This window comes from Neorhizobium sp. SOG26, from assembly GCF_003491345.1.
Classification (GTDB): domain Bacteria; phylum Pseudomonadota; class Alphaproteobacteria; order Rhizobiales; family Rhizobiaceae; genus Neorhizobium; species Neorhizobium turbinariae.
Genome location: NZ_CP025512.1, coordinates 2788125 through 2812090, shown reverse-complemented (window position 1 = coordinate 2812090; position 23966 = coordinate 2788125). Strand labels below are relative to the sequence as shown.

24 protein-coding genes and 1 pseudogene are annotated in these 23966 nt (G+C 62.2%); 11 read left to right on the top strand and 14 right to left on the bottom strand.

All coding sequences use genetic code 11. The annotated features are described in order from the left end of the window. Positions 1-2 precede the first annotated feature (2 nt). From trmD to ffh, 5 genes are all read right to left on the bottom strand, one after another. Positions 3-680, bottom strand: coding sequence for a tRNA (guanosine(37)-N1)-methyltransferase TrmD (trmD, locus tag CYG48_RS13985; RefSeq protein ID WP_118851669.1), 678 nt, complete (start codon positions 678-680; stop codon positions 3-5). A gap of 5 nt (positions 681-685) precedes the next feature. After that, the gene (gene rimM / locus CYG48_RS13980; RefSeq protein ID WP_118850933.1) at positions 686-1252 is read right to left on the bottom strand and encodes a ribosome maturation factor RimM; all 567 of its coding nucleotides are present in this window, start codon (positions 1250-1252) and stop codon (positions 686-688) included. A gap of 118 nt (positions 1253-1370) precedes the next feature. Further along, positions 1371-1730, bottom strand: a complete 360-nt coding sequence (gene rpsP / locus CYG48_RS13975; protein WP_118850932.1) for a 30S ribosomal protein S16 — start codon at positions 1728-1730, stop codon at positions 1371-1373. A gap of 78 nt (positions 1731-1808) precedes the next feature. Next, positions 1809-2126 (bottom strand): chorismate mutase, encoded by a 318-nt coding sequence (locus tag CYG48_RS13970; RefSeq protein ID WP_118850931.1) that lies wholly within the window; start codon positions 2124-2126, stop codon positions 1809-1811. A gap of 12 nt (positions 2127-2138) precedes the next feature. Beyond that, the gene (gene ffh / locus CYG48_RS13965) at positions 2139-3722 is read right to left on the bottom strand and encodes a signal recognition particle protein (protein ID WP_118850930.1); all 1584 of its coding nucleotides are present in this window, start codon (positions 3720-3722) and stop codon (positions 2139-2141) included. Positions 3723-4022: 300 nt separating this feature from the next. Between ffh and CYG48_RS13960 the strand changes: the two genes are divergently transcribed. The 7 genes and pseudogenes from CYG48_RS13960 to CYG48_RS13930 all read left to right on the top strand — a co-directional run. Next, positions 4023-5105 (top strand): MBL fold metallo-hydrolase, encoded by a 1083-nt coding sequence (locus CYG48_RS13960; RefSeq protein ID WP_118850929.1) that lies wholly within the window; start codon positions 4023-4025, stop codon positions 5103-5105. 67 nt (positions 5106-5172) lie between these two features. Next, positions 5173-5760 carry a biliverdin-producing heme oxygenase gene (locus CYG48_RS13955; RefSeq protein WP_118850928.1) on the top strand — a complete coding sequence of 196 codons (588 nt, stop codon included), beginning with the start codon at positions 5173-5175 and terminating at the stop codon, positions 5758-5760. A gap of 114 nt (positions 5761-5874) precedes the next feature. Next, positions 5875-6777, top strand: a complete 903-nt coding sequence (dapF, locus tag CYG48_RS13950; protein ID WP_118850927.1) for a diaminopimelate epimerase — start codon at positions 5875-5877, stop codon at positions 6775-6777. Further along, complete coding sequence (gene mtaB, locus CYG48_RS13945; RefSeq protein WP_118850926.1) at positions 6774-8060, top strand: tRNA (N(6)-L-threonylcarbamoyladenosine(37)-C(2))-methylthiotransferase MtaB; 1287 nt, start codon at positions 6774-6776, stop codon at positions 8058-8060. Before dapF ends, mtaB begins: the two co-directional genes overlap by 4 nt. 14 nt (positions 8061-8074) lie before the next feature. Continuing rightward, positions 8075-9466, top strand: a complete 1392-nt coding sequence (ftsY, locus tag CYG48_RS13940; RefSeq protein ID WP_118850925.1) for a signal recognition particle-docking protein FtsY — start codon at positions 8075-8077, stop codon at positions 9464-9466. A gap of 53 nt (positions 9467-9519) precedes the next feature. Next, positions 9520-10167: a septation protein A gene (locus tag CYG48_RS13935; protein WP_118851668.1), complete on the top strand. Its 648-nt coding sequence runs from the start codon at positions 9520-9522 to the stop codon at positions 10165-10167. Positions 10168-10241: 74 nt separating this feature from the next. Continuing rightward, positions 10242-10751, top strand: a pseudogene (locus CYG48_RS13930) (DUF2585 domain-containing protein); the annotation flags it as partial. Here CYG48_RS13930 and CYG48_RS13925 read toward each other — a convergent pair. Genes CYG48_RS13925 through ccmA form a run of 5 tightly spaced genes read right to left on the bottom strand, consistent with a single transcriptional unit; the run spans position 10748 to position 13636 of the window. Next, positions 10748-11356, bottom strand: a complete 609-nt coding sequence (locus tag CYG48_RS13925) for a DsbE family thiol:disulfide interchange protein (RefSeq protein ID WP_118850923.1) — start codon at positions 11354-11356, stop codon at positions 10748-10750. The pseudogene CYG48_RS13930 and the gene CYG48_RS13925 sit on opposite strands and share 4 nt — an antisense overlap. Next, positions 11353-11532, bottom strand: coding sequence for a heme exporter protein CcmD (ccmD, locus tag CYG48_RS13920; RefSeq protein ID WP_118850922.1), 180 nt, complete (start codon positions 11530-11532; stop codon positions 11353-11355). Before ccmD ends, CYG48_RS13925 begins: the two co-directional genes overlap by 4 nt. Positions 11533-11539: 7 nt before the next feature. Beyond that, positions 11540-12292: a heme ABC transporter permease gene (locus tag CYG48_RS13915; RefSeq protein WP_118850921.1), complete on the bottom strand. Its 753-nt coding sequence runs from the start codon at positions 12290-12292 to the stop codon at positions 11540-11542. Positions 12293-12335: 43 nt separating this feature from the next. Then, a complete protein-coding gene (ccmB, locus tag CYG48_RS13910; protein ID WP_118851667.1) occupies positions 12336-12995 on the bottom strand; it encodes a heme exporter protein CcmB in 660 nt (219 codons plus the stop codon). Continuing rightward, complete coding sequence (gene ccmA, locus CYG48_RS13905; protein ID WP_118850920.1) at positions 12992-13636, bottom strand: heme ABC exporter ATP-binding protein CcmA; 645 nt, start codon at positions 13634-13636, stop codon at positions 12992-12994. The genes ccmB and ccmA overlap by 4 nt, the downstream gene beginning before the upstream one ends. Positions 13637-13909: 273 nt before the next feature. Between ccmA and acnA the strand changes: the two genes are divergently transcribed. From acnA to CYG48_RS13885, 4 genes are all read left to right on the top strand, one after another. Then, positions 13910-16603: an aconitate hydratase AcnA gene (acnA, locus tag CYG48_RS13900; protein WP_118850919.1), complete on the top strand. Its 2694-nt coding sequence runs from the start codon at positions 13910-13912 to the stop codon at positions 16601-16603. Between the two features lie 90 nt (positions 16604-16693). Then, on the top strand, positions 16694-17431 hold the full coding sequence (locus CYG48_RS13895) for a sulfite exporter TauE/SafE family protein (RefSeq protein WP_199925149.1): 738 nt from the start codon (positions 16694-16696) through the stop codon (positions 17429-17431). 205 nt (positions 17432-17636) lie between these two features. Then, positions 17637-18386, top strand: coding sequence for a DUF1223 domain-containing protein (locus CYG48_RS13890; protein ID WP_118850918.1), 750 nt, complete (start codon positions 17637-17639; stop codon positions 18384-18386). A gap of 261 nt (positions 18387-18647) precedes the next feature. Further along, on the top strand, positions 18648-19034 hold the full coding sequence (locus CYG48_RS13885) for a DUF2794 domain-containing protein (RefSeq protein WP_118850917.1): 387 nt from the start codon (positions 18648-18650) through the stop codon (positions 19032-19034). A gap of 12 nt (positions 19035-19046) precedes the next feature. On the opposite strand, the gene CYG48_RS13880 is transcribed toward CYG48_RS13885, so the two are convergent. The 4 genes from CYG48_RS13880 to CYG48_RS13865 form a co-directional block, all read right to left on the bottom strand. Then, the gene (locus tag CYG48_RS13880) at positions 19047-19604 is read right to left on the bottom strand and encodes a GNAT family N-acetyltransferase (RefSeq protein WP_118850916.1); all 558 of its coding nucleotides are present in this window, start codon (positions 19602-19604) and stop codon (positions 19047-19049) included. A gap of 112 nt (positions 19605-19716) precedes the next feature. Beyond that, the gene (locus CYG48_RS13875; protein ID WP_118850915.1) at positions 19717-20454 is read right to left on the bottom strand and encodes a Bax inhibitor-1/YccA family protein; all 738 of its coding nucleotides are present in this window, start codon (positions 20452-20454) and stop codon (positions 19717-19719) included. 233 nt (positions 20455-20687) lie between these two features. Then, the gene (locus tag CYG48_RS13870) at positions 20688-23231 is read right to left on the bottom strand and encodes an ABC transporter permease (RefSeq protein WP_118850914.1); all 2544 of its coding nucleotides are present in this window, start codon (positions 23229-23231) and stop codon (positions 20688-20690) included. Further along, complete coding sequence (locus CYG48_RS13865; RefSeq protein WP_118850913.1) at positions 23228-23938, bottom strand: ABC transporter ATP-binding protein; 711 nt, start codon at positions 23936-23938, stop codon at positions 23228-23230. The genes CYG48_RS13870 and CYG48_RS13865 overlap by 4 nt, the downstream gene beginning before the upstream one ends. Positions 23939-23966: the final 28 nt, after the last annotated feature.

The following is a 23966-nucleotide window of genomic DNA, read 5'->3' as shown; positions in this document are numbered from 1 at the left end:
CGTTATCTCAGCAGGTCCGGACGGCGTTCCGCCGTCAGGCGCCTTGCCTCTTCCAGCCGCCACTTGTCGATCGCCGCATGGTTGCCAGAGGTGAGCACCGCGGGGATTTCGCGCCCCTCGAAAACCTGCGGCCGGGTATATTGGGGGTGCTCGAGCAGTCCGTTCTCGAAGCTTTCATGGGTCCCGGAAAGGGCGTTGCCCATCACCCCGGGCAGCACGCGGACAACGGCATCGAGCAGCGTCAGCGCTGCCGGTTCGCCACCGGACAGGACGTAGTCGCCGATCGACACCTCTTCCAGCCCACGCGCATCGATGACCCGCTGGTCGACGCCTTCAAAGCGGCCGCAGACGATGATGACGCCTTCGCCAAGCGCAAGTTCGCGCACCTTCTGCTGCGTCAGGGGTTTGCCGCGCGGGCTCATCAGCAGCCGTGGGCGATTGTCGTCTGTCGAGACATGATCGATCGCCTTGGCAAGGATGTCCGAGCGCAGCACCATGCCGGCGCCTCCGCCGGCCGGCGTATCATCGACGGTGCGATGCTTGTCGGTGGCAAAATCGCGGATCTGCACGGCGTCCAGCGCCCATTGGCCGCGCTCCATCGCCTTGCCGGCGAGCGAGAAGCCGAGGTGGCCCGGAAACATCTCCGGATAGAGCGTCAGGATTGTCGCGCGAAAGGTCATCGCGCTCATTTACCCTTTGGGGGAAACTGAGGCGCCTTGCCGTCTTCGTCCGGGTCGTCGATCAGGCCGGCCGCCTGTGGGTCGATGAGGATCTTGCCGCCCTCGAGATCGATTTCCAGCACGGCCGCTTCGGAGAACGGGATCAGCGCCGGGCGGCGGCCCGGGCCCTTCAGTTCGAGCAGGTCGCCTGCGCCAAAATCATAGACGCCGCTCACCGTGCCGTAGCTCTTGCCATCATTGCCGACTGCTTCGAGGCCCTCGAGGTCGGCGTAATAAAACTCGTCGTCGTCCAGTTCTTCATCGGGCAGGTTTTCCCGCTCGACGAAAAGGTCCAGCCCCGCCAGCGCTTCGGCTGCGTTGCGGTCGTTGATGCCGCGGAAGCGGACGATCACCACGTTCTTGGCCTCGCGTACTTCGAGCACTTCGAACACGCGGCCGTCTTCGCTGCGCAGGTTGCCGTAGTCACCAAGCGCGGTTGGATCTGCGGTATAGGACTTGACCCGCACCTCGCCGCGCAGGCCCTGGGCTGCGCCGATCGTCGCCATGAGAACTGGATTTTCGAGCTTGGCCATGGGTCTTACATCTCTGTTGCCGTGGGGTCATTTAAGCAAAGCGGAACCAAAAGCAAACAGCAAAACGGGCAGCACGTTTCCGCGCTGCCCGTGACCATCGCAGTGCGATGGCAGAAGCTTATGCTTCGGCGGATTCGGCTTCAGCAGCCTTGGCAGCGCGCTCCTTTGCACGCTCCTGAGCCTTCTTGCCCGGCTTTGCCTTTTCCGGGTTGTTCTTGGCGTCGCGCTGAGCAATGCCGGCTTCCGCCAGGAAGCGGAGAACGCGGTCGGTCGGCTGTGCGCCCTTGGCGAGCCAGTCCTGGATGCGCTCTGCGTTCAGTTCGACGCGCTTTGCGTCGTCCTTGGCGAGCATCGGGTTCCAGGAACCGAGCTTCTCGAGGAAGCGGCCGTCACGCGGGCTGCGAGCGTCGGCAACGACGATCGTGTAGTAAGGACGCTTCTTCGAGCCACCGCGGGCCAGACGAATCTTCAGGGACATGTCATTCACTCCTTGGGTTTCTGGGCCGCCTTCGGCGGTCCGGGTTGTTTGGACCGTCAGACGGCCCGTTTTTTCAGGTTATGCGGATTGCTTCGTGCCACCGTGTTCGGCGGCAATGGCTTCATGGTGCCGGATGACTTCCTTGATGATGAAGTTCAGGAACTTCTCGGCGAAATCCGGATCCAGATTGGCTTCCTTCGCCAGGCGGCGGAGGCGCTCGATCTGGTATTCCTCGCGCGCCGGGTCTGCCGGCGGCAATTCGTAGGTGGCCTTCAGGACGCCCACTTCCTTCGTGCAGCGAAAACGCTCGGCCAGCATGTGAACGAGCGCCGCATCGATGTTGTCGATCGACTGACGGTAGCTCGACAGCTGTGCCTTGACTTGCGGATCAACCACGAATGTTCTCCCTTACTTCTTCTTGGGTAGGCCCGGAAGGCCCGGAAAACCACCCAGCCCCGGCAGCTTGCCGCCGCCAAGGCCCGGAACGCCACCCATGCCGCCCGGAAGCCCCGGCATGCCGCCGGGCTTCAGGCCAGCGGCTTCGGCCTGCTTCTGCAACGCCTCGAGCTGCTTCGGGTCGAGCTTGGAGAGATCCGGCATGCCGCCCATCATTCCCCCTGGGCCACCAAGACCGCCGAGGCCCATCTTGGAGGCAAGGCCGCCCATCATCTGCTTCATCATGCCGCCCTTGCCCTTGCCGCCCATCATTTTCATCATGTCGGCCATCTGGCGGTGCATTTTCAGAAGCTTGTTGATTTCCGCGGCATCGGTGCCGGAGCCGGCGGCAATGCGCTTCTTGCGGCTGTGCTTGAGGATGTCCGGGTTGGCGCGCTCGGCCTTGGTCATCGACTGGATGATGGCGATCTGGCGGTCGAACATCTTGTCGTTCATGCCGGAGGCAGCGAGCTTGTCCTTCATGCCGGCCATGCCGGGCATCATGCCCATGATGCCGCCCATGCCGCCAAGCTGCTTCATCTGCTTCAGCTGTTCGGCGAGGTCGTTCAGGTCGAACTTGCCGGACTGCATCTTCTTGGCCATCGCCGCGGCCTTTTCCGCGTCGATGTTTTCGGCAGCCTTCTCAACGAGGCTGACGATGTCGCCCATGCCAAGGATACGGTCGGCGATGCGGCGGGGATGGAATTCCTCCACCTCCGTCATCTTTTCGCCGACGCCGATGAGCTTGATCGGCTTTCCGGTAACGGCGCGCATTGAAAGTGCTGCACCGCCACGACCGTCGCCGTCCATGCGGGTCAGGACGAGGCCGGTAATGCCGACGCGCTCATCGAAGTTGCGGGCGAGGTTGACGGCATCCTGGCCGGTGAGGCTGTCGGCAACGAGCAGGATTTCATGCGGATTGGACTTCCGCTTGATCTCCGCCATCTCCTGCATCAGCGGCTCGTCGATATGGGTACGGCCGGCGGTATCGAGGATGACAACGTCATGGCCGCCGAGCTTGGCGGCCTGCACGGCGCGTGCGGCGATATCGGTCGGCGACTGGCCGGCGATGATCGGCAGCGTGTCGACGCCGGTCTGAACACCAAGCTGGCGAAGCTGTTCCTGGGCGGCCGGGCGACGCGTATCGAGCGACGCCATCAGCACCTTCTTGCGCTCGCGATCCGTCAACCGCTTGGCAATCTTGCCGGTGGTGGTCGTCTTACCAGAACCCTGAAGGCCGACCATCATGATGACGACGGGGGCGGCGGCGCGCAGGTCAATGCCGACGCCTTCCGAACCCAGCATCTCGACCAGTTCGTCATGAACGATCTTGACGACCATCTGGCCGGGCTTGATCGACTTCAGGACTTCGGCGCCAACTGCCTTTTCACGCACCCGATCGGTGAAGGAACGGACAACTTCCAGCGCCACGTCCGCTTCGAGCAGGGCACGGCGAACCTCGCGCAGAGCCGCAGACACATCCGCTTCGCTCAATGCGCCACGGCCGGTCAGTCCATTCAGAATGGAGCCAAGACGGTCCTGGAGGCTTTCGAACATCGTATCTTCCTTTTCGCGTTTCGGTTGGCCGAAACGTCGGGTCTTTCTGCGACGAAAACAAGACGCCCGAAAGCGGGCAAAGCCAAAAAGCACCCGAGGGCGCAACGCGCTGTCGGATGTTGACCTCCGGGCTCAGTATGTCGGCCCCGGTCGGCGGCTCCAAGTCATGACTTGTCAGCAGATCGACGGGCTTAGACAGGAAAAGGTGCGGGAAGTCAAGGCTGCACGTCTGCTCGCAGTATTGGTGTCATGTGGGAGCGTACTGTTGAAGCTGTTCTGGCCGCTCCATATAAACGTATCATGAATCGACGCAACTTCTTCAAATGGACTGGGTTGGGAGCGCTCGCCGCGCTGGGTGGCGGCATGACCGCGAGGAGCGCAATGGCTGGCAACAAATATTACTCCGGCCCACAATCCGACCATTTCGACGGGACCTTGTTCTTCAATCCGGATGGAGAGGAGCCAAGCGGGGTCTTCAACCTGCTGCGCTGGAAGCTCGGCAACGGCAATGTCCCTTGGCCCGAAACGTTTGCCAGTCCGTTCAATCAGGCGACGCCGGAGACGCGCGTCAGCGGCGACCGGCTCGTGGTGACGATGATCGGCCATGCCTCGATGCTGATCCAGGTTGCAGGCCTGAACATCCTCACCGATCCAGTCTGGAGCGAGCGCACCAGCCCGTTTTCCTTTGCCGGGCCAAAACGCGTCAATCCGCCCGGCGTGCGCATGGGCGACCTGCCGCCGATCGACATCGTCATCGTCACCCACAATCATTATGACCATCTGGATCTCGAAACGCTGTGGGTGCTGCAGGGGCGCGACAAGCCACGCTTCGTCACGCCACTCGGCAATGACGCGATCATCCGCAGCAAGGTGCCTGATGCCCAGATCACGGTTATGGATTGGGGCGGACGCGAAGAGATGGCGCCTGGCGTGGTCTTTCATTGCGAACCCTGCCACCACTGGTCCGCCCGCGGGCTCGGCGACCGCCGCATGGCGCTGTGGGCGGCATTCGTTGTCGAGACACCGGCGAGCAAGATCTACCATGTCGGCGACACGGGCTTCCACGAGGGCATCAACTACCGCGCGGCACAGAAGAAACATGGCGGCTTCCGGCTCGCCAACCTGCCGGTCGGCGCTTACGAGCCGCGCTGGTTCATGAAGGCGCAGCACCAGAACCCGGAGGAGGCGGTGGAAGGCATGCAGCTTTGCGGTGCCGCTTTTGTCGCCGGTCACCACTGGGGCACCTTCAAGCTGACGGACGAGGGTGTCGAGGAGCCGGTCCAGGCGCTGCAGGCGGCGCTCGACAGCCGTGGCATCCCGCGCCATCGCTTCCAGGCCATGCGCCCGGGGCAGGTGTTCGAGGTCCCTTCGGCACGCGCCTGAACCTCGGTCACCTTTGCCGGGTGAAGTTTTAGGTGATGTTTCTCCGATAGTGCGTTACGAGAATCGCATGCAGATTGAACTTGAGACGTCCGAGAAGACCCGCATCCAGCGCCTGAAATCCCTGACGGATGCCACGCATGACCGGCTCGACAAGCGCATCATGGCCGCCCAGCCCTTCGCAAGTCGCGAGCGTTACGCGCTTTTCCTCCAGGTGCAGCATCATTTCCATGCCGACGTCGATCCTCTTTACCTCGATCCACGGCTGAACGCCCTCCTGCCGAAGCTTGAGGACCGCGCGCGGCTCGATGCGTTGCGGCAGGACCTGATGGATGTCACGGGAGAAACGCCGCCGGTGCTGCGATCCACGGCTGGCGCGCTTGAGATACCTGCCGCACTCGGATGGCTGTATGTTGCCGAAGGCTCCAATCTCGGCGCGGCTTTCCTCTTGAAAGAAGCGGCAAAGCTCGGTCTCACGGCGGATTTCGGTGCGCGGCATCTCGCGCCGCATCCGGCGGGGCGTGGGCTGCATTGGCGCGAGTTCGTGGCAGACTTCAACGCGCTTGATCTGTCGGAGGCCGATGAGGCCAAGATGGCCGACGGCGCCAAGGCAGCATTCCTGCGTGTGCATCAACTGGTGGACCAGATCTTCGGCTGACCTTCCGGTCGCGACAGCCGTTGTTGTCGCGATAGCGTTGCCACTGGTAAATCAGCCGGCTTTCCGCCATATAGCCCGGAGGAACGGGCGCTTGCCCTGTTATGGAATGACGTCATGGCACAATTGGTCGAATTTGCGCGAATGAACGGGCTTGGCAACAAGATCCTCGTCGTCGACATGCGCGGCCGCACCGACAAGGTCACGTCGGAAGCCGCCGTGGCTTTGAATGCAGATCCGCAGACGCAGTTCGACCAGATCATGGCGATCCATGACCCGAAGGCAAAAGGGACCGATGCCTGGATCGACATCCTGAACTCCGACGGTTCCAAGGCGCAGGCCTGTGGCAATGGCACGCGCTGCGTGGTGCAGGCGCTCGCCGCCGAAACAGGCCGCAAGGCCTTCACCTTCCAGACGGTGGCCGGCATCCTCAACGCACAGGAACATGCCGACGGCACGATTTCGGTCGACATGGGCAAGCCCGTCTTCACTTGGGACAAGATCCCGTTGGCGGAGGAATTTCACGACACGAGCCGCATCGAGCTGCAGATCGGACCGATTGATGCGCCGGTGCTGCATTCTCCCTCGGCCATGTCGATGGGCAATCCGCATGCGATCTTCTGGGTGACCAGCGATCCGATGGAGTTTGACCTGGAGCGGTTCGGGCCGCTCCTGGAAAACCACCCGATCTTCCCGGAAAAGGCCAATATCACCTTGGCGCAGGTCACCTCCAGGTCATCGCTGCGCACCCGCACCTGGGAGCGCGGCGCAGGCCTAACCCTCGCCTGCGGTTCGGCCGCCTGTGCCGCTGCGGTCTCGGCCGCCCGCACCGGCCGTACTGGACGCACGGTCACCATCGATGTCGCGTCCAGCCCGAGCCGCCAGCCGCTCGTCATCGAGTGGCGCAATGACGACCACGTGGTGATGACGGGGCCGGCCGAATGGGAATGGTCCGGCAAGGTCGATCCGGCGACCGGCCACTTCACCCGCGACGAAGAGCCGGAGGCTCTGGTTCATTGAGCGGCGTCGAGGTCATTACCTTCGGCTGTCGCCTCAATACCTACGAGTCGGAAGTGATGCGGGCCGAGGCCGAAAAGGCGGGGCTCAACAATGCCGTGTTGGTCAATACCTGCGCCGTCACCGGCGAGGCGGTGCGCCAGGCGCGGCAGGCCATACGCAAGGCGCGCCGGCTGAACCCGCATGCGCGCATCATCGTCACCGGCTGTGCGGCGCAGACCGAAAAGCAGACCTTTGCCGAAATGCCCGAAGTCGATGCCGTTCTCGGCAATGAAGAAAAGCTGACGGCCAACTTCTACCGGGCGCTCCCGGATTTCGGCGTGTCAGCGGAAGAAAAGCTGCGCGTCAACGACATCATGAGCGTCAAGGCCACCGCGCCGCAGATGGTGAAGCATATCGACGGGCATGTGCGGGCCTTCATCCAGGTGCAGAACGGCTGCGACCATCGCTGCACCTTCTGCATCATTCCCTATGGCCGCGGCAATTCACGGTCGGTGCCGATGGGTGCGGTCGTTGAGCAGGCGCGCAAGCTTGTCGAAGCTGGATATCGCGAGATCGTGCTGACGGGTGTGGACGCCACGAGCTATGGCGCCGACCTGCCGGGGCAGCCCTCGCTCGGTTACCTTGCCAAGACCTTGTTGAAGCAGGTGCCGGAGATCCTGCGCTTGCGGTTGTCCTCCATCGACAGCATCGAGGCCGACCGGCACCTGTGGGACCTGATCGCCGACGAGCCGCGCTTCATGCCGCATCTGCACCTCTCGTTGCAGCATGGCGACGACATGATCCTGAAGCGGATGAAACGGCGCCACAATCGTGCGGAAGCATTGGCCTTCACCGAGCAGGCGCGACGCCTGCGGCCCGAGATTGCCTTCGGAGCCGACATGATTGCCGGTTTCCCGACGGAGACGGAAGAGATGTTCGAGGGTGCGGCCACGCTTGCCGAAGCGGCCGGCATTTCATTCCTGCATGTCTTCCCCTACAGCCCGCGTCCGGGCACGCCGGCGGCTCGCATGCCGCAGCTCGACCGGGCGCTCGTCAAGGAGCGCGCCGCACGGCTGCGTGCCCGTGGAGAGGCGCTTCATCGGGCCCATCTTGACCGCATGGTCGGGACGGAGCAGTCGATCATCGTCGAGATGAACGGCATGGCCCATACGGAAAACTTTTCGCTGGTCGCTGCACCCGGCCTTATTCCCCGTGACCTCAAGCGCGTTATGATTACCGGACACAACGGCAAGCACCTCGAAATGCAGGTGGTGCCGGCGGTTCAATCATCTCGGGCAGCATAGCCGGAACGAATTCAATGGCACTGAGCTTCATCAAACGCGTTTTCACCTTCGGGCCGCCACCGGTTGAAGAGCCGGCTCCCGATGTCGTCAAGCCGGAGGACAGCGCCGAGATTCAGCAGGAGCTGGAGCCTGCGTCGCGCCAGGAAGACCTGCCGGTCTCGCCGGTCGATCCCGTTGCACCGGCGGAGATCGAAACGGCGGGTGGCCCGGCTGCGGACTTGCCGGCTGAAAATGTCGAGCCGGAAGCGACGGAAGCGCCGCCCCAGGGAGAAGCCGAGGAAGAAGCCGCAGCCCTGGTCCCCGCGGCCGAGCCGCCGTCCGAGATCGAAGTGGTGCCGCTGTCGCTGCTCGAAGCAGAAGCCGCCGCAGACGAAGCCGAAACCACTCCCGCAGAGGCAACCGCAGTGCCGGCCGAGCCGGTGCTTCCGAAGGGATTTGCGACCGCGCCCGAGCAGCCGGAAACGGTGGCTGTCGTACCGCCGCCAGCGCTCAACTGGTTCCAGCGCCTGCGCGCCGGCCTTGCGCGCACGTCCTCTCAGCTGACCGGCCAGATCACCGCACTTTTCACCAAGCGAAAGCTCGATGAAGAAACGCTGGAGGAGCTCGAAGATCTGTTGATCCAGGCCGATCTTGGCGTCGAGACCGCCATGCGCATCACCGGTGCGCTTTCATCCGAGCGTTACGGCAAGGATGTCTCGGGGGACGATGTCTCCCGCATCATGTCGGCCGAGATCACGAAGGTGCTGACGCCGGTCGCCAAGCCGCTGCAACTCGACCTCAACCACAAGCCGCACGTGATCCTGGTCGTCGGCGTTAACGGCACCGGCAAGACGACGACGATCGGCAAGCTCGCCGCCAAGCTTTCCGGCGCCGGCCTGAAGGTGATGCTGGCCGCTGGCGATACCTTCCGTGCCGCGGCGATCGAGCAGCTGAAGATCTGGGCAGACCGCACCAACTCTGAATTCATCGGCACCAAGCTCGGCGCCGATGCGGCGGGCCTCGCCTATGACGCCTATGAGCAGGCGCGGGCGAAAAAGAGCGATGTCCTGATCATCGACACCGCCGGTCGCCTGCAGAACCGCACCGAACTGATGGCGGAGCTCGAGAAGATCGTCCGCGTTCTTGGCAAGCTTGATCCGGATGCGCCGCATACCGTGTTGCAGACGCTCGATGCCACCACTGGTCAAAACGCCATGCAGCAGGTGGAGATCTTCCGCAACGTGGCCGGCGTCAACGGCCTGATCATGACCAAGCTCGACGGCACGGCGCGCGGCGGCATTCTCGTTGCCATCGCTGCCAAGCATAAGCTGCCGGTCTATTTCATCGGTGTCGGCGAAGGCGTCGATGACCTCGAACCCTTCGAAGCGCAAGATTTCGCGCATGCCATTGCAGGCCTGACGCATTGATGCCACAGAAAACCGGTTTGGCTCGGCGCGACGGCAATAACAAGTTGGATCCCATGCAGACGATCGAAAGCGATGTTTCGCCCAGCAAGGAAGAAAAGCAGCATCCAGGGCTGAAGATGGCGCTGGAGATCGGCCCGTTGCTGGTCTTCTTCTTCGGTAACCTGCGCGGCGAATGGCTGGTGGAAAAGTTTCCGGCGCTGTCGGCGATAGGCGGTCCGCTGCTGGTCGCGACCGCGCTCTTCATGGTGGCGACCGTCATCTCGCTCGTCATCTCCAAGATCGTCTTCAAGCATCTGCCGGTCATGCCCTTCGTCTCCGGCGTCGTCGTGCTGATCTTCGGTTCGCTGTCGATCTGGCTACAGGACGAGACTTTCATCAAGATGAAGCCGACCATCGTCAATACCCTGTTCGGCGTTGTGTTGCTTGGCGGCATGTTGTTCGGCAAGTCGCTGCTCGGTTATGTCTTCAACGCCGCCTTCCAGCTCGACAGCGAAGGCTGGAAGAAGCTGACGCTGCGCTGGGGCGTGTTCTTCCTGTTCCTGGCCCTGCTCAACGAAGTGGTCTGGCGTAACTTCTCCGACGCCTTCTGGGTGAACTTCAAGGTCTGGGGTACGATGCCGATCACTATCGCCTTCACGCTCGCGCAGATGCCGCTCATCATGCGGCACACGGTGCAGCCGCAGGGCGAGGCTGAGAAGTGAGTTTGGTCGAGCCTTCTCCGTTCGCAACATCCTCGCGGCGCTGGCTCATCGGTGCCGTTGTCCTGTTCCTGCTGCAGATCGCCATCCTCTACGGCATGGGGCGGATTCCGATCTGCGAATGCGGTGAGATCAAGCTTTGGGAAGGCGGGGTCAACACTAGCGGCAATTCCCAGCACCTGTCGGACTGGTACACGCCGTCGCACATCATCCATGGCTTCCTGTTCTATGCTCTCGGCTGGCTGCTGTTGCGCCGCCGGCCGCTGATGGAGCGGCTGACGCTTGCGGTCTTCATCGAGGCGGCCTGGGAGATCCTGGAAAATTCGCCGATCATCATCGATCGCTACCGCACCGCGACCATGGCGCTCGGTTACACCGGCGACAGCATCCTCAATTCGGCGATGGACACTGTGTTCATGGTGTTCGGCTTCCTGGCCGCATCACGCCTGCCTGTCTGGCTGACGATCACGATTGCCATCTTCTTTGAACTGCTGACGGGCTACATCATCCGCGACAACCTCACCCTCAACGTGGTGATGCTGATCTGGCCGATCGATGCCATCCGTGCCTGGCAGGGCGCGCTCTAGCTGCTGGCAGGTGCTGCTGCCTTGGCGATTGCGGGCAGCAGGTCCTGGGTGAGGCTGCGCTCATCGAACGGCCCGACCTTCTTGTAGAGGATCGTCCCGTCGGGACCGACAAGATAGCTTTCCGGAATCCCGTAGACACCCCAGTCGATCGCGGCCTTGCCGTTCGGATCGACGCCGATTGCCTTGTAGGGATTTCCGAGCTCTCCGAGGAAACGCAGTGCGTTGTCGTTGCGGTCCTTGTAGTTGATGCCGACCACCGTGATGCGGCTGTCCTTGGCCAACTCCTTGAGGATGGGGTGCTCCTGCCGGCACGGTACGCACCAGGAAGCAAAGACGTTGACGAGGGTAAGCTTGCCCTTCATCGCCGCGTCGGTCAGCGCTGCCGTATTCGAACCCTCGAGCGGCGGCAGGTTGAGCGACGGCGCGTTCTTGCCGATCAGCGCCGAAGGAATGGCGGAGATGTCGCGGCCGTTGACGTCCTGGTCGTAGAGCATCTTGCCCGCGACCGCGGCAAAACCTGCAAACAGCACGAGCGGGACGAGCGCCAGCGCATACCGTGCAACACCCTTGCGCGGCGCAGAGGCCTTGTCTGTTTCGGTGCTCATGCCTTGCTGGCCTCGGGCGTCTTCGGCTGGGCAGACCGGCGGCGAATGCCGGCGGCTTCAAGCTCGGCCAGTTCCCTTTGGCGCGCACGCCCATCCAGCCAGACCCAGCCGATCAGGCAGAGCGTAACGAGGGCGGCGACCGCATAGGACATGGCGATATAGAAGGTGTGGCTCATGTCATGCCTACCGCCCGGCAAGACGCGCGGCCATGCGGCGCTGCGCACTCACGCGCCGGCGCAGGATCTCGTTTCGCATCGCAGCCGCATGCAGCGTGAAGAACAGAAGCGTGAACGCGACTGCCATCACCAGCAGGGGCCACAGGAATTCCTTATCGATCGTCGGCCCGTCCATGCGGATCACGCTCGCAGGCTGGTGCAGCGTATTCCACCATTCGACGGAAAACTTGATGATCGGGATGTTGACGAAGCCGACCAGGATCAGCACGGCCGAGACACGCGCTGCCTTGCCCGGATCCTCCATGGCACGGTTCAGCGCAATCAGCCCGAGATACATCAGGAAAAGCACGAAGACGGAGGTGAGGCGCGCATCCCACACCCACCATGTGCCCCACATCGGCTTTCCCCAGAGGGAGCCGGTAGCGAGTGCGATGAGGGTAAAGGCGGCGCCGAGCGGCGCTGCCGCCTTGTGGCTGACATCGGCCAGCGGATGGCGCCATACGAGCGTGCCGACCGCCGAAACCGCCATCACCGTGTAGCACATCATCGAAAGCCAAGCGGCTGGCACATGCACATACATGATGCGCACCGTCATGCCCTGCTGGTAGTCGCCCTCGCTTGCAAAGCTGAGATAAAGGCCGAGCGCGAAGAGGACCGCGGTTGCTCCCGCCATCCAGGGCAGGAGACGTGCCGCCAGCGCCAGGAACCGCGTCGGGTTGGCAAGATCGCTGAACTTGGTAATGGCGAGACTTTCAGTCATGAACGCTTTCTAGTGCACAACAGGCGCAAGATCTTGATTTTAGTCAATCGCTCGCCGTTCGCAAAGCGAGGGCCGCACCGAGCGGACCGAGAACGGCAAAAAACATCGTGATGGCCACCAATATCAGAAAAGGCGGCATAAACGGGGCGGGATCTTCAACCGCGGCGTAGGCTGCGCTGACGCCGAAGATCAGTACCGGGATTGCCAGCGGCAGCACGAGGATCGAGACCAGGAGCCCGCCGCGCGGCAGCGTCACGGCAACGGCTGCCCCGACAGCGCCGATAAAGGTCAGCGCCGGGGTTCCGACCAGCAGCGTCAGCATGGTGGCGCCGATCGCGACTTCGCTCATGTTCATGAAGAGCCCGAGCAGCGGCGAGGCGATCACCAGCGGCAAGCCGTTGCCGAGCCAGTGCGCCAGGCATTTGACAAGCACGGTCAGGACGAGCGGGTGCTCCTGCATCAGGAGGAGGTCGAGCGATCCATCCTCGCGGTCCGTCTGGAACATCCGGTCGAGGCCGAGAAGTGCGGACAGGAGCGCGCCGATCCAGACGATCGCCGGGCCGATGCGGGCGAGCAGGTTGAGGTCGGGACCGACACCGAAGGGAATGACGGCGACCACCGTCATGAAGAACAGCACGCCAATCAGCGCGCCACCGCCGGCGCGCACCGAGAGCTTGAGGTCGCGGAGGAGGAGCGCGGTCACCACACCTCCTCCGCCACGCCAGCAAACCCCTGCATGCGCAATTCCTTCGCATTCTCGAGCCCGAGCGGCTGGTGGGTCGCGGCGAGCAGGATGCCGCCGCCGGTGAGGTGCTGCTTGATAAGAGAGGTGAAGACGCTTTCAGCATTTACGTCCAGTGCGGCGGTCGGTTCGTCGAGGATCCAGACCGGGCGGTAGGCGACGAGCAGCTTGGCGAAGGCCATGCGGCGTTGCTGGCCGGCGGAAAGGTAGCCGAAGGGCAGGTGGGTAATGTCGCCAAGCCCCACGGCTTCGGCAGCTTCGCCGACCGTCAGCCCATGCCCGCCATGGAAGTCGCCGAGGAATGTCTTCCAGAAGGACAGGTTTTCGGAGACGGTGAGTTCCGCCTTCATCGCGTTACGGTGGCCGAGATAGTGACAGGCTTCGGAGGGACGCATCCCCGAATCGCTTGTATCGGAATGCCAGCGCACTCGTCCCACCTCCGGGCGCAACAGTCCGGCCACCACACGCAGCAGTGTCGATTTGCCGGAGCCATTGCGGCCGGTCAGCACCAGGCTTTCGCCAGCCTGCAATACGAAAGACACGTTCCTGAAGATCAGGTCTTCCCCACGCCGGGCGCTCAGGTTCTCGGCTTCCAGCCGCATGGTTCGGGCCTTTGTTTCAATTTTAACCATCTCGCGTGGAAAAATGTTCGAGATGATGCCGTATCGGCTCTGGCACCCTGTTTAGAAATTATCTATATGGTTCGCAACCACGCCAGCGACCGGCGTGACTTCCACCTTGCGCCGAACCTGGAGGCCTCAAAAACCTTCTCGTGCGGACAGCGGAAATGGTCGCACCCGCATCCTGATGTGCATGAAGTGCATAGGCGTCCGCACGCGCGTGTTGGCTCTTAAGTATCAGCGGGGTTATTTTCCGTGGCTAAATCTCTCGACAGTTTCAATTGTCGCTCCGTCCTTACCGTAGGCGGTAAGGACTACGTCTACTACAGCCTGCCCAAGGCAGAGCAGAACGGTCTGCCGGGCGTCTCCAGGCTTCCCTTCTCCATGAAGGTGCTGCTGGAAAACCTGCTGCGTTTTGAAGACGGCAAGTCGGTCACCAAGGAGCAGATTCTGTCTGTTGCCGAATGGCTGAACAACAAGGGCCGCACCGAGGCTGAAATCGCCTACCGTCCGGCACGCGTCCTCATGCAGGACTTCACCGGCGTTCCGGCCGTTGTTGACCTCGCCGCCATGCGCGACGGCATCAAGGCTCTCGGCGGCGATGCCGAAAAGATCAACCCGCTCGTTCCCGTCGACCTCGTCATCGACCACTCGGTCATCGTTGACGAATTCGGCACGCCGCAGGCGTTCGCCAAGAACGTCGAACTGGAATACCAGCGCAACGGCGAGCGCTACCGCTTCCTCAAGTGGGGCCAGCAGGCATTCAAGAACTTCCGCGTTGTTCCCCCGGGCACTGGCATCTGCCACCAGGTGAACCTCGAATATCTCGGCCAGACCGTCTGGACCAATGAAGAAGACGGCGAGACCGTCGCCTATCCGGACACCTGCGTTGGTACCGATTCGCACACCACGATGATCAACGGCCTCGGCGTCCTTGGTTGGGGCGTGGGCGGTATCGAAGCTGAAGCTTCCATGCTTGGCCAGCCGGTTTCCATGCTCCTGCCGGAAGTCATCGGCTTCAAGCTGACGGGCAAGCTCAAGGAAGGCGTCACCGCGACCGACCTCGTTCTCACTGTCGTGCAGATGCTGCGCAAGAAGGGCGTTGTTTCCAAGTTCGTCGAATTCTTCGGCCCGGGCATGGACAATATGCCGCTCGCCGACCGTGCGACGATCGGCAACATGGGTCCGGAATATGGCGCAACCTGCGGCTTCTTCCCGGTTGACGGCGAGACCATCAACTACCTGACCATGTCCGGCCGCACGCATGACCGGATCGCACTTGTCGAAGCATATTCGAAGGCTCAGGGCATGTGGCGCGAAGGCGACGGTTCGGAACTCGTCTTCACCGATACGCTCGAACTCGACCTCGGCGACGTTGTTCCGTCCATGGCCGGCCCGAAGCGTCCCGAAGGCCGCATTGCGCTCGAAAACATCGCATCCGGTTTCGCAACCTCGCTCGACACCGAATACAAGAAGCCGGGCCAGCTTTCGAACCGTTACTTGGTTGAAGGCACCGACTTCGACCTCGGCCACGGCGACGTTGCCATTGCTGCGATCACCTCCTGCACCAACACCTCCAACCCGAGCGTGCTCATCGCTGCAGGCCTCCTGGCTCGCAACGCTGTTGCCAAGGGCCTGAAGTCCAAGCCGTGGGTGAAGACCTCGCTGGCACCGGGATCCCAGGTTGTTGGCGAATACCTTGCCAAGTCCGGCCTGCAGGCAGACCTCGACAAGCTCGGCTTCAACCTCGTCGGCTTCGGCTGCACGACCTGCATCGGTAACTCGGGGCCGCTGCCGGCACCGATCTCCAAGACGATCAACGACAAGGGCCTCATCGTTTCGGGCGTGCTTTCGGGCAACCGTAACTTCGAAGGCCGTATCTCGCCGGACGTCCAGGCCAACTACCTTGCTTCGCCGCCGCTCGTCGTCGCTTACGCGCTCGCCGGCACGGTGCAGAAGGACCTGACCAAGGAGCCGATCGGCGAAGACCAGAACGGCAACCCGGTCTACCTCAAGGACATCTGGCCGACCTCGCACGAAGTGCAGGAGTTCATCCAGAAGTACGTCACCCGCGAACTTTACGAAACGAAGTACGCAGACGTCTTCAAGGGCGACGAGCACTGGCAGGCCGTGCAGATCCCGGCAGGCGACACCTATGCCTGGGACGACAAGTCGACCTACGTCCAGAACCCGCCGTACTTCGTCGGCATGGGCAAGACGGGCAGCGGCCTCAAGGACATCAAGGGTGCACGCATCCTCGGTCTCTTTGGCGACAAGATCACCACCGACCACATTTCCCCGGCCGGTTCGATCAAGGCTGCGTCTCCGGCTGGCGCCTACCTCACCAGCCATGGTGTCGGCGTCGCCGACTTCAACCAGTACGGCACGCGTCGCGGCAACCATGAAGTGATGATGCGCGGCACCTTTGCCAACATCCGCATCCGAAACCACATGCTCGGCCCGAACGGCAAGGAAGGTGGCTACACCATCCACTATCCGTCGAAGGAAGAGATGTCGATCTACGACGCCGCCATGAAGTACAAGGACGAAGGCACGCCGCTCGTCATCTTCGCCGGTGTCGAATATGGCAACGGTTCCTCGCGTGACTGGGCTGCCAAGGGCACCAACCTGCTTGGCGTCAAGGCCGTCATCGCGCAGTCGTTTGAGCGTATCCACCGCTCCAACCTCGTCGGCATGGGCGTTGTCCCGTTCGTCTTCGAGGAAGGCACGACCTGGGCTTCGCTGAACCTCAAGGGCGACGAAACCGTCACCATCGAGGGTCTGGAAGGCGACATCAAGCCGCGCGAATGGAAGACTGCCAAGATCACCTACGGCGACGGCACGGTGAAGGAAATCAACATCCTTTGCCGCATCGATACCCTCGATGAAGTCACCTACATGAACAACGGCGGCATCCTGCAGACGGTTCTGCGCGACCTCGCAGCCTAAGTCTCAAGATCTGCCCCCGCCGGAGCTAGCCTCCGGCGGGGGCTTCCCTCTCTTGCCCGTGGGTGGGCATCCTTCCCAAGGTCGCCTGCCTTGTTCCTTGTCGTCCTCATTGCCATGGCCGTCACCGTCTTCCTGACGTCGCTGCTGTCGGGCATCTTCGGGATGGCAGGCGGGTTGATCCTCCTCTGGGTCCTGCTTTTCCTTTATCCCGTCGGTACGGCCATCGCGATCCACGGTGTCATCCAGACCGTGTCCAACGGTTCGCGTGCCTGGTTCTCGCGCGCCTATATCGACTGGAAAATTCTCGGCATGCTGTGCCTCGGCGTGCTCGCCGCCAGCGCCTTCCTTTTCTTTGTCGATTACACGCCGAACCTCATCGTGGTGCTGATCGGTGTCGGCCTGATGCCGATCCTCGTCTGGCTCCCCCTGAAGCGGCTGCAACTGGACGCCTCCCGCCCCTCGCACGCCTTCCTCGGCGGCCTCTTGTCCGGAGCCCTGGTCATCAGCGTCGGTGTTGCCGGCCCGACCATCGACGTCTTTTTCATCCGCACCCAGATGGACCGGCGCAAGGTTATTGCCACGAAAGCGTCCATCCAGACCCTGTCGCACCTGACGAAGATTGCCTTTTATTGGGATGCCGCGATCAACCTGCCGCCGGCGGACTGGATCTCATTCCTCATCGCTGCACCTCTCGCGATTCTCGGCGCCCATACGGGAAGCGGGATCGTGCAGAAGATGACGGACGCCAACTTTCGCGCCTGGACGCGTTGGGTGGTGACGGCCGTCGGCGCCGTCTACCTGACCCAGGGGCTGATGAAACTCGTCTGAACGCTTGCGGATACAGTCAAATCAATCGCTTGACCGCCTCGCAAAGCCGATCAAATATCCGGTCTTCACCCCTTCGTGACTTTCTCTTGAAGGCAAGCCACGGTTACCTTCCGACGTCTTGAGCGTTGGGGCTGCAGTCATTGCATCTTCTCAGCGAGTTGATGTTTGAACAAACAGTTGTTGTGAATGAAAAGGCTTCGCCACCATGCCATTTTCCCGCGCGTTCATCCTCGTCCTGAGCTTGTTTTGCGCGACCAACGCAACACACGCAGACGAGGCAAAAGCGCCTAAGGGGGTGGTGGAGCTCTTCACCTCGCAGGGTTGTTCATCCTGTCCGCCCGCTGATGCCGCCATCGCCAAACTGGTCGCACAGGGCGACATGGTGGTCCTTTCCTATCACGTCGATTACTGGAACTACCTCGGCTGGACCGACACACTTTCCTCGAAGGAAAATACCGAGCGCCAGTACGGCTACGCCAAGACGCTCGGCCGCACCGGTGTTTATACCCCGCAGGCAATCATCAATGGCCGTGAGCACGTAAAGGGCACCGACCTTGCTGTCATCAACGACAGGGTGAAGGGGCTGGGCGAATCGGGACACGGGCTGACCGTGCCGGTGCATGCGGCGATGCATGGCGACGAGATCGAGATCGAGATTGGCAAGGGGCATGGCAATGCCGATGTCGTGGTCGCCTATTTCACCAAGCGCCAGCAGGTGGAAGTGACGAAGGGCGAAAACAGCGGCAAGAACATGGATTACTGGCACGCCGTCTATGACGTCCAGTCGGTCGGCACCTGGAATGGCGAGAGCATGAAGCTCACGCTTCCCGGCAAACTGATGGGGAAATCCAAGAAGGACGGCTGCGCCATCCTGCTACAGACCTCGAGCGAAGGCGGAGAGCCCTCGGCGATCATCGGCGCCACCATTCTCATGGCAGGCCGCAAGAAACACTAGCTGATCCGGGAAGTTGTTGGCGGCCCGGTCCGGCACATTGGGGGGCTGGGGGTAAGGGTCAATGTGGCGAACCGGGCCATATGGCGCGAAAATCGGCGCCAACCAACGATGAGACTGTCGCCCTGAATTCAGGCACTCTTTTGTCCTAAATTGGGCAAGATTAATTAGATCATCCGCATTCAACTTCCGGCCGGCAGGCTTGCATTTTCACCTGCCTGGGGCACATTGTCAGGTGGTCGATATCGACGATGTGGAGCCTAGATGACTGATCAGCCGGATTTGCAAGGGTCGAACCGACCCCAGGACGCAAGTGTCGTCAGTCTCAGCGAATACCGCCAAAGCCGCGATCCCGCGCCGGTTACCTTCCACCGGAGGGAGCTCGACGCGATCCTGAGGATCTATGGGCGCATGGTGGGCGAAGGCGAGTGGAAGGACTACTCGATCGGCCACCTGAAGGACCGTGCCGTGTTCTGCGTCTTCAAGCGGTCCGGCGAAATGCCGCTTTTCCGCATCGAAAAGAACCCGAAGCTCGCCGCCAAGCAGGGCGCCTATTCGGTGATCAATACCAATGGCATGATCCTCAAGCGCGGCCACGAACTGCCGCAGGTGCTCAAAGTCTTCGACAAGGCGCTGAAGCTGATCGACTGAGGTCGAGCCGGGTTACCCGGCAAACAGCGAACCGGGATAGGCGGCCATGTCGGGCAGGGTTTGCGTGCCGTCGCCAAGCGCGATCTGCATCAACACGGTGTCCAGCCAGCGGCCATGCTTGAAGCCAGTGCCCCTCAGCATGCCGGTCATTTCGAAACCCAGCGATTTGTGAACTGAAACGGAAGCGGGGCTCGCCCCGCCGATGACCGCCACCATCTGGCGGAAGCCGAGGGTTTCGCAGCGAGCGAGCAACTCCCTCAAGAGCGCCTTGCCGGTGCCTTTGCCGCGCGCTCCGGGCGACAGATAGATCGAATCCTCCACAAGCCAGCGATAGGCAGGACGTGTCCGGAAGGCGGAGGCATAGGCGTAGCCGATGAGACGACCTGTCTCGTCCTCTGCCGCGATATAAGGGTAACCTTGCGCGGTAATCGCCTCGAAGCGCTTCGTCATCTCCGCCAGGTCGGGCGGCGTCAGCTCGTAGCTCGCCACGCCGTTTTCCACGCTGTCGCGATAGATTTCGGTGATGGTGGGGAGGTCGCTCGGAGAGGCGTTTCGGATGCGGATGGTCATTGCGGCGGTCTGGCAGAATGGAACAATCCAAGCAGGCTAGATCGACATCCGCTGCCGCACAACAAAAAAGGCGGCCCGAAGGCCGCCTTTTCGAATGTCAGTTTCCTCAACCTTAGTCGTCGCGGTTGCCCAGGAACTGGAGCAGGAACATGAACAGGTTGATGAAGTCGAGGTAGAGCGTCAGCGCACCCATGATCGCCTTGCGGCCCATCACGGCAACGTCGTCGGCATCATAGTACATTTCCTTGATCTTCTGCGTGTCGTAGGCGGTGAGGCCTGCGAAGATCAGAACGCCAATCACGGAGATGGCGAAGCTCATCGCCGAAGACGCCAGGAAGATGTTGACGATCGACGCGATGATCAGGCCAAAGAGACCCATGATCAGGAACGAGCCGAAGCCGGACAGGTCTTTCTTGGTCGTGTAGCCGAAGAGCGACAGCGCGCCGAACGAGGCAGCCGTCACAAAGAAGGTCTGCACGATGCTCTGGCCGGTATAGACTAGGAAGATCGACGAAATCGACAGGCCCATCAGTGCGGCATAGACCCAGAAGGTTGTCTGCGCGGCCGAAACGCTCATCGTATGGATGCGGAAGCTCAGGAAGAAGACCATCGCCAGCGGTGCCAGCATGATGACCCACTTCAGCGGAGAGCCATACATCAGCTGTGCGAAGCCCGGGTTGGAAACCGCCAGAGCGTAAGTGCCATAGGCGGCCACGCCGGTGATCGCGAGGCCGAGTGCCATCAGGTTATAAACCTTCAGCATATAGGTCCGTAGGCCCTCATCGATCATCGCACCGGACTGCGCACGGGACTGCGCCATTCGGTTCTGGTAGTTGTTAAAGTCAGCCATTGTTTCCTCTTTAAGCTCCGGAATTACTACGGTGTCGGGTCTGATGTTTCGCAGATCCAGGCGCCGCTGCGGAGCTCCAGCAAGCCTGTAAAACAATATGATGCGAGAATGTTCTTCATACAAGAGGTTCAATCATCGCAAGCCCGCCAATTCGGGCCGGGTTCGGCAACCTATGGGCGGTATGACGGGATTTTGATGCGGGTGCCGATCCGCGAATGAACCTCAAGGTTGTATCAAAGTTCTCGCAGCACGGGTGCGGCCTTCTGACCGAGGATCCTCCATGTGCCCGCAAGACCGATCCCGACGGTCAGGACCAGTGAAATCACCAGCGTCATCACCGCGACATCCGGCAGGAAGGTCGAGGGCAGGCGCATGATGCGGCTGACGACGAACCAGGCCGAGAGGCCTCCGGCAACGAGTGCGAAGACAGCCGTGGCGGCGCCAAGGATCATGTATTCATAGGAGAAGGCACGCATCAGCATGCTGCGCGTGCCACCGAGCGTCTTCAGGATCACGGCATCATGGGTGCGGGCGCGGTTTCCAGCGGCAAGCGCTCCGGAAAGCACCAGCACCGAGGCGATCAAGGCAACCGCCGCGGCCGCACGGATCGCCGTTGCGAGTTGGCCGACGAGCTGGTCGATGATGCTGATCGCATCCTTCACCCGTACGCTGGTGATGGTCGGGAAGGTGTTGGTCACCTGCCGCAGGATGGCGGCTTCCTGTTGCGCGGTCGCCGAAGGATCGCTCAAGGTCGCCAGCCAGGCATGCGGCGCGCCGCGGAAGGTGTTCGGCGAGAACACCATCACGAAGTTGATGGACAGCGACTCCCACTCGACCTTGCGGAAGTTGGCGATCCTGGCCGTGATGTTGCGGCCAAGCACGTTGACCGTCACCGTGTCACCGAGCTTCAGGCCGAGCTCGCCCGCCTCTTCTGCGGAAAAGGAAACGAGCGGCTCGCCGGCATAGTTTGCCGGCCACCATTGCCCCTCCGTCAGGGTGGAGTTGCTCGGAATCGCCTCTTCATAGGTAATGCCGCGGTCGCCACGCAGGACCCAGCGGCCGGCCGGCGGCACGTTCATCTGCGCCACGTCCTGGCCGTTGAAGGCGAGGATGCGCCCGCGCAGCATCGGTACCTGCGTCACCGTGCCCTGCGGCGACAGCTGTTTCAGGATGTTCACAAAACCTTCGCGCTCAGCGCCCTGGATATCGACGAAGAAAAAGTTCGGCGCCTGCTCCATGATCCGTCCGTTCAACTGGCGGCGCATGTTTCCGTCGATGAGGGCGAGCGTCACCAGAAGAGCCAGACCGAGGCCGAGCGAGAGTACCACCGACGGCGTCAGGGCGCCGGGGCGGTGGATGTTGCCGATTGCGAGCCGCAGGGCAGGGGAGTTCACGCGCGGGGCTCGCCTGGCAATCGCGGCAATCAGCGCTGCGACGAGGCGCAGCAGGACAAAGGCGCCGGCGACGGCCGCCAGGAAGACGGAGGCGATGAAGCGGTCATCCGCGGAAATGATCGCGAGCGCGGCAAGGGCTGCAAGCGCCAGCCCCCCGGCAAGAAGATAAGGCCAGGAGGGCAGGCGCGTGTTGTCGAAACTCTGCTCGCGAAAGAGCGCGGTGGCCGGCACTTCGCGAGCATGACCCAGCGGCAGGATGGCAAAGGCGAAGGTGATCAGCAGGCCGAAGACGGCGGCAAGACCCAGTGCGGACGGATAAAAGACCAGTTCCTTCGGAACCGGGAGAGTACCTTCCAGGAAACGCAGCGCCACGAAGGGGGAGATCGCGCCAATGATCAGTCCGAGCACGATGCCGATCGCCGCCAGCGCCAGGATCTGGATGAGGTAGATCAGCGTCACCACGGAAGCCGGTGCGCCAAGGCATTTGAAGGTCGCGATGGTGGTCCGCTTGGCATCCAGGAAGGCGCGCACGGCGTTCGCGACGCCAACACCGCCGACGATGAGCGCCGTCAGCCCAACGAGGGTCAGGAATTGCGAGAAGCGGTCGACATTTTCCGTCAGCGACGGCGCGGCGCGGTCGCTCACCCGGATCGACCAGCCGGCACTCGGAAACTCCTTCATCGCCCGCGCCTGGATGGCGGCGCGTTGTGATGGATCTTGGAGCTTCACCTTGTAGGCATGTTCAACCAGGCTGCCGTTCGCCATCAGTCCGGAGGCGGCCAGCGCCTCTCGGCTGACGAGCAGCCGCGGCGCAAAGCCGAACCCTTCCGATAGCGCGTCCGGTTCGGTGGTGATGGTGCCGCTCAGCTTGAGGCGCGTGTTGCCAAGCAGGATCTCGTCGCCCACCTGCAGTCCCAATCGCTCGAGGAGCAGCGGCGCCGCCACGGCGCCGAATGTCTCGCCGTCGCGGGACAGGAGTTGGCCGAGCGGTTCGGTCGGTTCGGAGACGAAGGTGCCGTAGAGAGGATAGGCGCCATCGACCGCCTTCACCTCGACGAGCGCCTGTTCCGAGCCGTCTGGCTTGCGCGCCATGGAGCGCAAGCCTGTCGACACCGAGACTTCACCGAGGCTGTCGAGGAAGGCGCGTTCCTTGTCGTTCGCCTCGCGGTTGTTGAGTTCGAAGCGGATGTCGCCGGCGAGAATCTCCTGGCCCTGGCTCGCGATCGCGCTGGTGATTGCAAGCGAGACGGAATTGACGACAGCGATCGCGCCGGTGCCAAGTGCAATACAAGCAAGGAAGATATAAAAACCGCCAAGGCCGCCGCGCATTTCGCGCAGCGCCAGGCGAAGGGCGATCTTGAGCCGAGGCAGGAAGGCCGTCATGCCATGACAGCCTGGGCGCGTGCCGGCTGGGCGCTGTCACCGACAATCTGCCCGGAGCGGACCTTGATCTGGCGCGAGCAGCGGGCGGCAAGCGCATTGTCATGGGTAACAAGCAGCATGGTCATGCCGCGCTCAGCCTGTTTTGCGAACAGGAGGTCGGCAATCTGGCGGCCCGTTTCGGTGTCGAGGTTGCCGGTCGGTTCGTCGGCAATCAGTACCGCCGGTGACGGGGCAAGCGCGCGAGCGATCGCCACGCGCTGCTGTTCCCCACCCGAGAGCTGGCCCGGATAATGGCTGAGCCGCTCGCCCAAGCCGACCGAAGTCAGTTCCCGGCGCGCGATGTCGAACGGGTTCTTGACGTTGGCGAGTTCAAGCGGAACCGCGACGTTCTCGAGCGCCGTCATGTTGGCGATCAGGTGGAAGGACTGGAAGACGATGCCGATGTTGCGGCCGCGGAAGTCAGCAAGCTTGTCTTCCGAAAGCGCATGCAGCGGTGCGTCGTTGATGATGATCTCGCCGCGGTCGAGCCGTTCGAGCCCTGCCAGCACCATCAGCAGAGTCGACTTGCCCGAACCCGACGGGCCAACGATGCCAACCGCTTCGCCGGCGCCGATCTCGAGGTCAATTTCCTTCAGGACATGGACGGATGCGGCGGCACTGCCAAGCGTGAGGTCCGCCTTCTTCAACGTGATGATGGTTCTAGTCAAAGAGATCCGTCCTATATTGGGCCCATGC